Here is a 13,593-nt window from a genome sequence, read left to right as displayed (position 1 = left end):
TAATCAGCCGGGATCATAATAGCAGGGACTTTTCAAAAAAATATAACAGAAGAAAGGATTAACTATGATATACGCAAGTCACCTGATCGCAGATAATGAGATGCAAGAAATAATAGAACAGACAGGAATGGGCGTGGAGAGTATCGATTTTTCCATTGCAGATGTTCTGGATCACTGGGAAGAACATTTGCCGGAATATAAAGAGAGGTTTCACGTAATGGGCACCGCACATCTTACGCTGCATGGTCCGTTTCTGGATCTGAATCCGGCGGCGTATGACAGCCAGATCCGTCAGGTGACAAGACTTCGCTTCGATCAGTCCTATGAAGCTGCAAGAGAGCTGGGCGCAGAGAAGATTGTATATCATAGTTGTTATTATCCACAGGTTTATTTTCTGGAAGGATGGGCAGAGCGTGTTGCAGAATTTATGAACCAGTTTCTGGAAGGACGTTCAGACATAGAAGTTGCATTGGAAAATGTATTAGATCCAAAATGGGAGTCGTTAAAAGCGGTTGCAGATCAGGTAGAGGCAGATAATTTTGGCTTGTGTCTGGATATCGGACATGCCAACTGCTATTCAGCCCAGCCGGTAGAAGAATGGGCACAGGGATTAAATCCTTATCTTACGCACATCCATGTACATGATAATCATGGTGATAGAGATGCGCATTTTGCACTCGGAGACGGTAATCTGAAGTGGGAGAAAATTCAGGAGATATTTATGCAGGAAGAAAAAAGGCGCAGAGAAACCGGCTGCAAGAAAGAGCTGACATATACAATCGAATGTGCGAAGAAAGAGTGGATTTTGCAATCCTGGGAAAAACTCTCATGTATGTAAAAATATTTATCGATTTTTAAAAAGGGAGATGTGAAAAAACTCAATCGAGTTTTTTTACATCCCCTTTCGATTGCCATAATTCAATAAAGACTTTGTGCCGTAGATATAAGTTTGCGGAAAACAGACCGTTTTCCAACTTGCTTGAAAGCATTGTAGCATACCGGGTTTCATGTGGCAAGAACGAGGAAAAATAGAAATTCATATTTTTTGAGTAGAATATCAAATGTTTATATTTCCTTTCGAATGTTAAACTTTAGTCACATTAAAGATAAGTGCATGTAAAGAAAAGCACAAGAAGGAGATAAAGGGAATGGAGAACAACAACAGTAAAAGTAGTGTAGTTTACCAGGGTAAGATTCCTGGAAGAGTAAAATACTCCTTTGCGTTTGGGGCATTGGGTAAGGATTTGATTTATGGAATGATCGCAACATTTTCCATGATCTATTTTACAGATATTATTAAAGTAGCACCGGCATTCATCGGAACTATGTTTTTTGTAGCAAAGATCTGGGATGCGTTTAACGACCTGTTCATGGGAATGATCGTTGATAACACAAGAAGCCGTTTCGGTAAATTCGTACCGTGGCTTGTAATCGGAACTCTGATCAATGCATTCGTATTTGTGATCGTATTTACAGACTTCCATTTATCAGGTGTAAGCCTTTGCGTATTCGCATCCGTTATTTACGTTCTGTGGGGAATGACTTATACAATCATGGATATTCCATACTGGTCAGTTATTCCGAACCTGACTTCTGATCCGCAGGAACGTGAGAAAGTATCTGTATTACCACGTATTTTCGCAAGTATCGGTCAGTCACTGATCATCGCAGGATTTGGTGTACAGATCATCAAAGGCCTTGGTGGAGATTACACAGGATACCACAGATTTGCATTAATCATTGCAGCAACATTTATCTTTACAATGGCAGTATGTGTACTGAATCTTCCAAAGATCCAGCATGATGTCGATAAGAAAGATAAGATGAAATTCAAAGATATTTTCACAGTCATTAAGAAAAATGACCAGTTAAGATGGGCAGTTCTCCTGATCCTCTTATATAACGTAGCAATTCAGGCTATCATGGGAGTTGCAACATACTATTTCAGTTATGTATGTAACGATGCAGGAATGTTATCTGCATTTATGATCAGTGCATCTGTTGCTGAGGTAGTAGGTCTTCTGATCTTCCCGAAAGTTACAAAAATTTTATCCAGAAAGAAAGCATTCTTAATGGCATGTGTACTTCCGCCGATCGGATTAATTCTTCTGTTAGTTGTTGGCTTTGTATGCCCGACAAATATTCCACTGACTGCAATCGCAGGTGTAATTGTTAAGACAGGAACCGGTCTGGAACTTGGATGTGCAACTGTATTCCTTGCTGACGTCGTAGATTATGGCGAGTATGTGCTCGGAAACAGAAATGAAGGAGTTGTATTCTCCCTGCAGACATTGATCGTTAAGCTGACGGCTGCATTTACATCACTGGCAATTGGATTTGTTCTGGAACTTACAGGATATGTTCCGAATGCTGTTCAGTCATTTGCAACACAGAATTCCATCCGTATTTTAATGTGTGTTGTACCGACTATTGGAGTTATTCTTGCATATGTTGTATTTAAGAGTAAATACAAATTAAGTGATGAATTTATGAAAAAAGTCGTAGCAAAGATCACTGGTTCTGTGGTTGAAGAATAGATAAAATAATCATAGTGAACAAATAAGACAAGTCGATTTTAGAGGGATAAAATCGGCTTGTCTTGTGTTATAATATGAGGAAAAGCCATTGGTTATATAAGATGAATATGAGGAGTGTGACAATGAGGACATTTCAAATTATTTTAGCAGATGATGAACAGCAGATCCTTCATGGAATGGAAAGAGGTATTGACTGGGAGGGACTTGGATTTTCAGTTGCGGGAACGGCACAGAACGGAAAAGAAGCGCTGGAACTCATGGAAGAATATCACCCGGATCTGGTGATCAGTGATATCAAGATGCCGTTTATGGATGGTCTGGAACTGGCGAAGAACATACATGAAAATTACATGAATACGAAGATCATTCTATTTTCCGGATGGGATGATTTTGAATATGCCCGCCTTGCAATTAGCTATGGCGTGTCGGAATATATTATGAAGCCGATCAACTATGATGAGATGCGAAAGCTTCTGACAGATATGCATGAAGAACTGGACAGGGAATACGATGAGAAAATAAACCGCGCCCGGCTGGAACATGCCTATGCAGAGAGTCTCCCACTTTTAAGGCAGCAGTTTTTCACCCGTCTTGTTACCGAGCCAATGGATGTAGAAGAGCGGGAACAACAGATCAAAAGTTTAAAGCTTGATTTTTCAGATTTTGTTTATTCAGTAGTAGTAGTCAAAGTGCAAAAAGGCGAGGAAAAGGATATCTTAAGTGAACTGTCGATCAAAGAAACATTAAAGGAAGCGCTGGAAAAGATTGCAAATGTGTATGAATTTGGTATGAGTGATAAAGAAATATTTATCCTTGGCAGTAACAAAAAACACGATATCGGGAAAATCACCCGGACGATCGACGAGACGGCTGTGCTGATCGAGCGTATTTTTGGCAGCAGGATTTCCTGTGGGATCAGTGGAAATGCAGAACGCTTGAAAGATATGCCGGTGTTATACGAACAGGCGGTGGAGGCGCTGGATTATAACCTCGTCCTTCCGGAAGAAAGTTATACTTATTACAATGATATTATGCCTCTTCAGGAAGTGGAAGATGACTGGAACACACAGGTAGAAATGATTGGAAAAAGCATTACACACTGTTCGGAAGAAGAACTGAAAAATCAGGTGGAAGAATTACTTGCATGGCTGCATAAGGGGCATTATAACCTGAATGAATATCAGATTGTCATTCTGGAGATATCCTTTTCATTTGCAAGATTTTATAAGAAATATCAAATCACATCCGATACAGAATTTGCCGGTTCCAAGAAGATGGCAGTGAAGATCCTTTCCTTAAGTACAGGAGAAGAACTGGATCACTGGCTGATGAATTACTGTCAGCTCATCCGTTCGCTGATCCAGAAAAAGCAGATAGATAATAATGTAATTCTGGCGGAAAATGCGAGAAAGATTGTAGAAGAGAATTTCCAGAATCCGGATCTCAGCGTAGAATCCGTATGCGGCGAACTGCATGTCAGCACATCCTATTTTTCAAAAATATTCAAGCAGGAGACGGGCGGCACATTTTTGAATTATTTGATCAGCCGCAGAATGGAAGAAGCGAAGAAACTGCTTTTGCAGACGGATTATAAGAGCCATGCGATCGGTGCAATGGTAGGTTATCCGGAGCCGAATTATTTCAGCTATGTATTTAAGAAAAACTGCGGTATGTCACCGGCGAAGTACAGGAAACTGGAAGGAGCGGAACATGAAAAATAGAAAAATAAGCATCCGACTTGTATTTCCGGTTGTGATGTCGGCATCTATTGCAGTTTGTATTATTAGTTGCATGCTGTTATTTTCCTATTATTTTTCTACATATTTTCAGAAAGATGCGATTGAGAAAACAGGAAAACAAAAAAATGCACTGGCACAGAGCCTGGAAAAAGAAATTGACAACATGAATGATCTGACAAATTCTATATATTATCAGGAGATCAAGGAATATGATGTGAGTAGTAGATTGTTCAGCGAAGAAATGCAGCAGCGTATCAACCGGGAAACAGACACGATTTATGCGGCAGCATTGTATGATGCGAACGGCAGAGATTTATGGCATTCTGAGAATCTGGAAAATATGCAGAAAGAAGAGATTCGCGAAACGACATGGTTCCGTCAGGCGAAAGAAAACATAGAGACGATAAATTATGGACAGAAGAAATTACTGCTGAATGGAGAGTCCTGCTATATTTACGAAATCAGCCGCTATGTAGAATATATCGATCATGGAAGTATGAAATCAGGAGTTCTTCTGCTGGATTATTATACGGATTCGATGGATTCTGTTTTGCAGCATTATAAAAATCAGAAGTCCGCATATTGTTATCTTTTAGATGCAGATAACCAATTATTATATCACCCATTTGAAAAACAGATTGTTTCCGGCCTTTATAAGGAGAAGACGATAAAGGAGGCACTTGCGAGTAAAAATTACAAAATATACAGGGCAGACGGAGAAAGATGGATGCTCATGCGGCAGCAGATCGGTTATACCGGCTGGAATGTTGTGCTTGTAAGTTCCATGTCCAGTCTGGATCTGGAAACCCGGAATCTCTATTCCTTGGCATGGTTTACACTTTTGCTCGTTGGTGTGATTCTGATCTTCCTTGATATTCTGCTTTTTCGCAGTTTTACGAATCCGGTTTACCGTCTGCTTCGGACGATGCAGGAATTTGGAAAAGGAAATTATGAAGTAAAAGCAGAAGAAGAAGGAATCGGTGAGCTGAAAAATTTAAGTGCACATTTCAATATTATGGCAGATAAATTACAGAAGCAGATGGAAGAAATCCGTGAGAATGAAAGAGAGAAGCAGAAGATGGAGAAGAAGCTTCTGCAGTCCCAGATCAACCCGCATTTCTTATATAATACATTAGATTCGATCATCTGGATGATCCGCAGTGAAGAATATGAAGGCGCCGGCGAGATGGTTTCATTGCTTGCAAAATTTTTCCGGACTTCCTTAAGCCAGGGAAAAGATATGATCCCTCTGGAAAAGGAATTGGAGCATGCGACCAGCTATCTCGCAATCCAGAATATCCGCTTCAAGGATAAATTTGAATTTAAAGTAAAAGCAGATCCGGCGTTATTGAAATACCTTTGTCCGAAGTTATCGATACAGCCACTTCTGGAAAATGCAATCTATCACGGAATGGAAGGCATGTATGAGGACGGCGAGATTGAGATCCACATTTATGACAAGGACGGAAATATAGGAATAGATGTAGCAGACAATGGTCTTGGAATGACGCAGGAAAAAATAGATTATATTATGCACAATAAAGTGGTATCCAGCAAGCGTGGATCCGGAATCGGTGTGCGGAATGTAAATGAGCGGATCCAGCTGATCTATGGTGAGGAATATGGAATCACGATCACGAGTGAGCTGGACGAAGGAACAACTGCGACAATTACAATTCCGAAGATGGAGGAAACGGATGAGACAGAGTAGAAAAAAACATGCAGTTCTGATACTGCTGCTTCTGCTTATCGCACTGGTATCAACCGGGCTTATGACGAAGCACAGCAAAATAGAAAAAAGAAGCAGAATGACAGTTGTTTTTCCCAAAAATGAACCGGAAGATCTGTCGGCATTACAGGATGGAATCCGCGATTATGCATACGATCATCAGGTGAAATTAGATGTCTGGTACAAAGAACAGATGTCAGCAGAAGAACTGAAAAAGCTGATAAAAGAAGAAAAGAAAAATAATTCAAAAGGTGTCGTGCTTGTCTATCCGGAAAACTATCTGGAGAAACAAGCAGATGGCTATGTTTATAAGGATGTTCTTGCTGTGACAGATAGAATGCAAAAAGAATTTAAGTATTACGCTTCCTTTACAGAGAGTAAAGAAAAAGCGTACCGGCTTCCGGTAAAGACATCGGTTCTGGAGCAGGTAAAAAACGGGAAGAAAAAGGAGATCCTGCTGGAAAATACATATAAACTCGGATACGAAAGCATGAAGATGAAAACGATCACTCTGAAGCCGGTAAAGCTTGACAGAGAGACGATGGAAAGCGGTAAATATGATGCATTATTTGCCGGATAAGGAGCAAAAATGAAATCAAAAATGGATAAATACAATCTGATACTAGTGGGACTTTTCATGTTCCTGGTCATTCTTACTATCCTATGGAAAATGCCGCAAAAGGAAGACCGGTACGTGCATGTAGGAATTGCAGCGTATGATCTGGATGATACTTTTATGGAGAGTTATATAAAGGATCTGCAGGATAAGATGGAACAGATGAAAATAGAAGGAAAGAAAGTTTCCTACGAGATTTACGATGCAAAAGGAAGCAGCCGGAAGCAGGAAAAGCAGCTACAGCGCATGTATGCACAGAAGTATGATGTAATTCTTGTCAATCTGGTAGAGCCGTCTTCTGCGGCAAGCATGATCAATGATGCGGAAGATGCAGACATTCCGGTCATATTATTTAACCGTGAAGCAGATGATAAGGATCTGAAAATTGTAAAAAAAGTCTGGTATGTAGGAACAGATGCAAAAGCAGCCGGAGCCATGCAGGGAGAAATGTTAAAGAAAATCTGGGAGGAACAGAAAGGAAAGATTGACCGGAACAAAAACGGGAGATTGGACTATGTGCTTGTAGAAGGAGAGGAAACACATTTTGATGCCATTCGCCGGACAAATGGATTTCTTGAGTCGAGCGAAGATATGCCTATGAATCAGAGAGCAAATCTGTCAGCGGACTGGAAGAGAGAACTGGCGACAACAAAATTTGCAAAACTGGATAAAGAAATAATTAACAACGCGGAAGCTGTTATATGCAACAATGATGATATGGCACTGGGCGTCTACGATTATTATAAAAAACATCATTTGCAGATGCCGGTAATCCTTGGAATTAACAATAGCCCGGAAATGAATCGGAAGATCATGACAGGAGAGATCTACGGTACGGTTGACAACAAGATGGAAGACCAGGTTGAACATATTTGTCAGCTGATGAAGGCGATTTTAAAAGAGAATACTAAAAAATATAAGAAAGTCTGGTACAGCACACCTCATGCAATCACGAGGACGAGCCGCAGAAAATAAAAGGCTTAAGATTATAAGCTGAAAGTAAGTATAAAAATAAGTATGAAAAAAGGACCATGCAGTCCGCAGGTCCTTTTTTAGTGACGGTACATTGCTGCGAGATATAAATAATTAGCACCATAGAAATCCATAACCTCGTGCAAGTAATTTTTAATTCTTTTCATCATATCGATTCACTCCTTTCTCTTGATTACATGGTCATTATAAGATGAAAATACAGATAATGCTTGCCAAATCGGACAAAAAAGTAGACAAATATTGCATTTCAAATATCAAAGTGATAACCTTGGATACAGAGTAAAGCAAAGCAGAAAATAAAAGAGGCGGACAAGAGATTATGCATTTACAATATAAAAATACAAAACAGAATATCCAGGCAGTGCAGAAGAGGGCACGTCACGTTGCGCCGCATCTTCACAATACGCTGGAGCTTGTTTATGTGACGGAAGGAACGCTGGAGCTGGGTGTCGGACAGGAGCTTTATCATCTGGAAACAGGAGACATGGGAATTATATTTCCGGATATCATCCACCATTATCAGGTATTTGGCGCAGATGCACATAAAATTTATCTTGTAAATATAGCGGCAGGAAGTATCGGATTCTTCGGTGAAGAGTTACAGAAATATGCACCTGTCATGCCAGTGATCAAAAGGAGCGAACTGGGAGAAGAGGTTATTCATGCGCTGTACCGCATGATGTTGACGCAGGAATGGGAGTTCACGATTCTGCAAGCGTATTTACAGATCGTGCTTGCAAGATGTGTACCGCTTCTGGATCTGGATGAAAAATCCAAGGTTGGAAGTGATGATTTGATCTATCAGACAGTAGCATATATTTCCGGACATTTCAGGGAAAATATAACGTTGGATAAGATGGCACAGGATCTGTGCGTAAGTAAATATGCGATTTCCCGTGTGTTTTCGGGAACATTTCACAGCAATTTTAATCAGTATGTAAATGATGCGAGAATCCGCTATGCATGTTCGCGACTGGAAAATACCCGGGATTCAATCATAGAAATCTGCCTGGACAGCGGATTTGAAAGCCAGCGGACGTTTAACCGTGCATTCAAAGAGCGTTACCGGATGTCACCGAGCGAATATCGGAAAAAATGGAGAGAACATTCCGGTGTTATCAGTTTGTAAAAATGAAAAGAACATCCAGTTATTTTGTGTTTGTAAAAAGAGGACGTTATTATGGAAGATTCTTATGTATTGCAATTATTAAAACCCAAATTTAAAGATTTTCATTTAAGTTTTTGTGGCTATGCAGAATGTGAACCTCTGCATAGCTATGGACCGGCCTCCAGGCCTAATTATATATTACATTATGTAATGAAAGGGAAAGGCATCTATCAGGTGGGGGAAAACAAGTATCATCTGTCAGAAGGACAGGCATTTTTAATTGAACCGGAAAGTCTGACGTTTTATCAGGCAGACAAGGAAGAACCGTGGGCATATCTATGGGTCGGATTTGGGGGGACAGAAGCTTCCAGATTCGTGCGGGATTTGGGACTAAACGGGCGACAGCTGACCTGTGAATGTGAATATGGAGATGAATTAAAAGAAATCGTTTTTGAAATGCTTCGTCATACCCAGTCAACAGCAGAAAATCTGTATTATCTCCAGGGAAAGTTGTACCAGTTTTTTTCGGTGCTGGCACGAGGCATTGAAATTAAAGAATATGCAGATAATACAAAAGAAAGCATGCATGTACAGGAAGCGATTGATTATATTAAAAATTCTTATTCGCAAGGTATCACAGTTGCAGATATAGCAGAATATCTGGCATTAAACCGAAGTTATTTATATACAATTTTTATGAACAGCCTTGGAATTTCGCCAAAAGATTTTCTGACAGAATTTCGGATCTCGAGAGGAAAAGAACAGCTCGTACTTACGGAACAGTCGATTGAAGACATTGCAGTTTCCTGTGGGTATCGCAATTCGCTGGCATTTGGAAAAGTATTCAAACAGAAAATAGGAATGACACCAAGTGTATATCGGAACAGTAACCGTAAGAAGGCGAGAACAAGACTGATTTCTGCACAAAATGAATTGGAAGAATATCAAAAACATAAAACGATTTATGTAAAAGATATTGAGAAAAATAAAGAAAGCAATAGATAAAATGTTCTGAAAGACATCATATACCTAACATTTGGGATATTATTCTTAACAAAATGGTATAACGGATGTCTTTTTTTTCGCGTTATACTTGCATTATGGAAAAAAGGAACAAGTGCACAAGATTCCTCACTCAGATAACAAATAAATAAAGGAATATTAGAGGAGGAGAATTATGGCGACTCAAAAAGAAAATCAGAGAAATTCGCAGTATAAATACGCATCTACGAGAGAAAAATTATGTTTTGGTATTGGAGCTATTGGAAAAGATGCCATCTGTAATCTGGTAGGAGCATTTTTAATGCTTTATTTTACAGATACTTTGTATCTGGCACCGGCATTCGTCGGAGTACTGTTTTTTGTAGCAAGAATCTGGGATGCAATCAATGATCCGATGATGGGAATGATTGTAGATAATACACATACTCGGTTTGGTAAATTTAGAATCTGGCTGGTGATCGGAACTTTAGTGAATTCTGTTGTATTTGTTTTACTGTTCCATAGCTTTCATTTATCAGGAACTGCCTTGTATATATATGTATCTGTAATGTATATTTTATACGGAATGACTTATACCATTATGGATGTTCCATATTGGTCATGGCTTCCAAACTTGACCAATGATCCGCATGAACGTGAAAAAGTATCTGTCATTCCGAGATTTTTTGCAAGTCTTGCAGGATTCTCAGTAGCAACATTTGGTCTTTATATTATTAATCATCTGAATAAGCTTGCAGGAGAAAGTAATCTTTATGCAGAAAAAGGATACACTTTATTTGCTATTATTATCGCAGTCGTATTTATCATTACGATCGGTATTACAGTATTCAATGTAAAAGAAGAATCTACAGTTGGTGCATCAGCAGAAAAAACAAGTTTGAAACAGGCATTTCACGTAATTGTGAAAAATGATCAGCTGCTTGCTTTTATAGGTTTGCTTCTGACATTTAATCTTTGTACACAGATTGCAAAAAGTTTTGCTGTTTATTATTTCAAATGCGTTTGCCATGATGAATATTTGTATTCTATTTTTGGATTTGCGATCATCGCTGAAATGGCCGGACTTGTATTTTTCCCGAAAATCGCCAGCAAGATCAGCCGTGAAAAAGTGTATGCATTTGCATGTGGACTTCCGATTGCGGGTTTCATCCTTCTTGGAATAGCAGGATATGTTGCTCCGCAGAGCAAGGTATTGGTTGTAATCTGCTGTGCACTGCTGTTCTTTGGTTCAGGACTTTCACTTGGTGTAACAACTTGCTGTATGGCAGATGTAATTGATTATGGAGAAGTAAAATTCGGAGTACGTAATGAAAGTGTAACTTGTTCTGCACAGACATTTCTTATGAAGGCAGCAACAGCTGCTGCAGGTGGCTTAACCGGAATCGGACTTCAGATTGTAGGATACAATGCAAAAGCAACAGCCCAAAGTGCAGGAACCGTATTAGGAATCCGCGTATTGATGATTATCATTCCGATTATTCTCGCAATTGTTAGTTTTGGTATTTACAAAAAATATTATATTTTAAAAGGTGAGAAGATGGAAGAAGTTACAAGAAAAGTAAACGAAATGCATGCCAGAAAGCAGGATGCATAATTTAAATATAAAAATAAAAGAGGTAGTTTATGAGAAAAATTATTTTCCATGAGGAAACAAAAACATTTCATTTATATAATGACAAAATCAGCTATATTTTATGCGTATTAGATAATGGGCATTTAGGACAACTGTATTTTGGTAAACGAATTCATGATAAGGCAGATTTCTCCTATTTGGTGGAAAAATGTGGACGACCAATGACATCTTATATTTATGAGTGGGATCGTAGTTTTTCGTTGGAACATATCAGACAGGAATATCCGGTTTATGGGACAACAGATTACAGACATCCGGCAATAGAGTTATTGCAGGAAAATGGAAGCAGAATCAGTGAATTTCAGTATGATGGATATGAGATCTCATCCGGGAAACCGAAACTTTCCGGACTTCCGGCAACTTACACAGAAGCAGAAGAAGAAGCACAGACACTGCGTGTTTTCCTGAAAGATTCTTTGACAGGTGCTCAGCTGGAGTTGTTATATACTATTTTTGAACAATACAGTGCAATAGCAAGAAGTGCACGTTTAAAAAATAGTGGAAATCAGAATTTACATATATTAAATATGATGAGCTTAAGTCTGGATCTTCCGGACAAGGATTATATATGGATGCAGTTATCCGGTGCATGGTCAAGAGAGCGTTATGTGAAAAACAGAGTTTTAGAACAGGGAATTACAGCAATCGATAGTATGCGTGGAAATTCCTCTCATGAGCATAATCCATTTATGGTATTGAAACGAGAGAATACAGATGAAAATGTAGGAGAAGCCATTGGTGTTAGCCTCATATACAGTGGAAATTTTCGGATACAGGCAGAAGTGGATACCCATGATGTTACAAGAATTACAGCAGGTATTAATCCGACAGGATTTGATTGGAAATTAGAACCTATGGAGAGTTTTCAGACGCCTGAAGCAATGCTTGTATATAGTGATCAGGGACTGAATGGAATGAGTCAGACTTTTCAGAAATTATATGCCAAAAGGCTGGCAAGAGGATATTGGAGAGACCGGACCAGACCAATTTTGAATAATAATTGGGAAGCAACTTATTTTGACTTTACGGAAGATCGGCTTGTTGAGATTGCCGGAAAAGCTAAAGAATGCGGAGTTGAGTTATTTGTACTGGATGACGGATGGTTTGGCGCAAGAAGAAATGACAGAGCCGGTCTTGGTGACTGGGTAGCAAATCCGGATCTTTTACCAAATGGGATAAAAGGCTTATCTGAAAGAATTGAGAATCTGGGGATGAAATTCGGTCTCTGGTTTGAACCGGAAATGGTAAACAAAGATTCAGATTTATATCGTACACATCCGGACTGGATCATTCAGACCCCGGGAAGAAATACTTCTCATGGAAGATATCAGTATGTACTGGATTTTTCAAGAAAAGAAGTTGTGGATTGCATTTATAATATGATGGAAAAATTATTGTCAGAAGCTAAGATATCTTATATCAAATGGGATATGAATCGCAGCATTACAGAGTGTTACAGTGTAAAACTTCCGGCAGACAGGCAGGGAGAGATATTTCACCGTTATATTTTAGGCGTATATGATTTATATGAACGTCTGACAATGGCATTTCCGGAAGTATTATTTGAATCCTGCGCGAGTGGTGGCGGAAGGTTTGATCCTGGCATGTTATATTATGCTCCGCAGGGATGGACAAGCGACGATTCAGATGCAATTGAACGTCTGAAGATTCAATATGGGACTTCTATGTGTTATCCACTCAGCAGTATGGGAAGTCACGTATCGGTTGTTCCGAATCATCAGGTATTTCGTAACACTCCATTACATACCCGTGCGAATGTTGCATATTTTGGAACCTTTGGATATGAGCTGGATCTGAATAAATTAACAGAGGAAGAAATCAAAGAAGTAAAAGAACAGATTGTATTTATGAAAGAATACAGAGAAGTGTTGCAGTTCGGAACATTTTACAGATTGAAGAGTCCGTTTGATGGAAATGAAACCGTCTGGATGGTGACCAATGAAGATCGTACACTTGCGATTGTAGGTTATTACCGTGTGTTAAATGGAGTTAATCAACCGTATAGTCGTGTCCGTTTACAGGGACTGAATCCGGATATGCTTTATGAAAATGTCTGGAATCATACAGAAAATTATGGAGATGAGCTGATGAACTTTGGACTTATCACTTCTGATGTAACAGCAGGAGAAGTGCCGGGAGATGCTGTCCCGTGTACGGATTTTGAATCAAGAATATATATGTTAAAAGGGAAAAAGGAGTAGGAGGAAAGAAGAAC

Annotated in this window: 10 protein-coding genes; all 10 read left to right on the top strand. The window is 39.3% G+C overall.

Going from position 1 to position 13,593, the window contains the following annotated elements:
* Positions 1-64 precede the first annotated feature (64 nt).
* Positions 65-838: a sugar phosphate isomerase/epimerase family protein gene (locus tag DXC04_RS12995; protein WP_118661055.1), complete on the top strand. Its 774-nt coding sequence runs from the start codon at positions 65-67 to the stop codon at positions 836-838.
* 310 nt (positions 839-1,148) lie between these two features.
* Positions 1,149-2,537 carry a melibiose:sodium transporter MelB gene (melB, locus tag DXC04_RS12990; protein ID WP_118661056.1) on the top strand — a complete coding sequence of 463 codons (1,389 nt, stop codon included), beginning with the start codon at positions 1,149-1,151 and terminating at the stop codon, positions 2,535-2,537.
* 122 nt (positions 2,538-2,659) lie between these two features.
* Positions 2,660-4,258 (top strand): response regulator transcription factor, encoded by a 1,599-nt coding sequence (locus DXC04_RS12985; RefSeq protein ID WP_118661057.1) that lies wholly within the window; start codon positions 2,660-2,662, stop codon positions 4,256-4,258.
* On the top strand, positions 4,248-5,987 hold the full coding sequence (locus DXC04_RS12980) for a cache domain-containing sensor histidine kinase (RefSeq protein WP_118661058.1): 1,740 nt from the start codon (positions 4,248-4,250) through the stop codon (positions 5,985-5,987). Before DXC04_RS12985 ends, DXC04_RS12980 begins: the two co-directional genes overlap by 11 nt.
* Positions 5,974-6,585, top strand: a complete 612-nt coding sequence (locus DXC04_RS12975) for a hypothetical protein (RefSeq protein WP_118661059.1) — start codon at positions 5,974-5,976, stop codon at positions 6,583-6,585. The genes DXC04_RS12980 and DXC04_RS12975 overlap by 14 nt, the downstream gene beginning before the upstream one ends.
* Before the next feature lie 9 nt (positions 6,586-6,594).
* Entirely contained in the window at positions 6,595-7,596 is a 1,002-nt protein-coding gene (locus DXC04_RS12970) for a galactose ABC transporter substrate-binding protein (RefSeq protein ID WP_118661060.1), read from the top strand.
* Positions 7,597-7,933: 337 nt separating this feature from the next.
* Positions 7,934-8,743: a helix-turn-helix transcriptional regulator gene (locus DXC04_RS12965; protein WP_118661061.1), complete on the top strand. Its 810-nt coding sequence runs from the start codon at positions 7,934-7,936 to the stop codon at positions 8,741-8,743.
* A 51-nt stretch (positions 8,744-8,794) separates the two neighbouring features.
* On the top strand, positions 8,795-9,727 hold the full coding sequence (locus DXC04_RS12960; protein WP_021860075.1) for an AraC family transcriptional regulator: 933 nt from the start codon (positions 8,795-8,797) through the stop codon (positions 9,725-9,727).
* A gap of 172 nt (positions 9,728-9,899) precedes the next feature.
* Positions 9,900-11,318, top strand: coding sequence for a melibiose:sodium transporter MelB (melB, locus tag DXC04_RS12955; RefSeq protein ID WP_118661062.1), 1,419 nt, complete (start codon positions 9,900-9,902; stop codon positions 11,316-11,318).
* Positions 11,319-11,347: 29 nt separating this feature from the next.
* Entirely contained in the window at positions 11,348-13,579 is a 2,232-nt protein-coding gene (locus tag DXC04_RS12950) for an alpha-galactosidase (protein ID WP_118661063.1), read from the top strand.
* The last annotated feature ends 14 nt before the right edge of the window (positions 13,580-13,593 follow it).

It is taken from the genome of Dorea sp. OM07-5, from assembly GCF_003481355.1.
In the GTDB taxonomy this organism is placed as follows: Bacteria; Bacillota; Clostridia; order Lachnospirales; family Lachnospiraceae; genus Dorea_D; species Dorea_D hominis.
This window is presented reverse-complemented; position numbering and strand designations above follow the sequence as displayed.

Coding starts and splice junctions, on each gene's coding strand:
- DXC04_RS12970 (WP_118661060.1), top strand. CDS start 6,595: ATGAAATCAAAAATGGATAAATACAATCTGATACTAGTGGGACTTTTC.
- DXC04_RS12960 (WP_021860075.1), top strand. CDS start 8,795: ATGGAAGATTCTTATGTATTGCAATTATTAAAACCCAAATTTAAAGAT.
- DXC04_RS12980 (WP_118661058.1), top strand. CDS start 4,248: ATGAAAAATAGAAAAATAAGCATCCGACTTGTATTTCCGGTTGTGATG.
- DXC04_RS12965 (WP_118661061.1), top strand. CDS start 7,934: ATGCATTTACAATATAAAAATACAAAACAGAATATCCAGGCAGTGCAG.
- DXC04_RS12985 (WP_118661057.1), top strand. CDS start 2,660: ATGAGGACATTTCAAATTATTTTAGCAGATGATGAACAGCAGATCCTT.
- DXC04_RS12950 (WP_118661063.1), top strand. CDS start 11,348: ATGAGAAAAATTATTTTCCATGAGGAAACAAAAACATTTCATTTATAT.
- DXC04_RS12975 (WP_118661059.1), top strand. CDS start 5,974: ATGAGACAGAGTAGAAAAAAACATGCAGTTCTGATACTGCTGCTTCTG.
- DXC04_RS12995 (WP_118661055.1), top strand. CDS start 65: ATGATATACGCAAGTCACCTGATCGCAGATAATGAGATGCAAGAAATA.
- melB (WP_118661056.1), top strand. CDS start 1,149: ATGGAGAACAACAACAGTAAAAGTAGTGTAGTTTACCAGGGTAAGATT.
- melB (WP_118661062.1), top strand. CDS start 9,900: ATGGCGACTCAAAAAGAAAATCAGAGAAATTCGCAGTATAAATACGCA.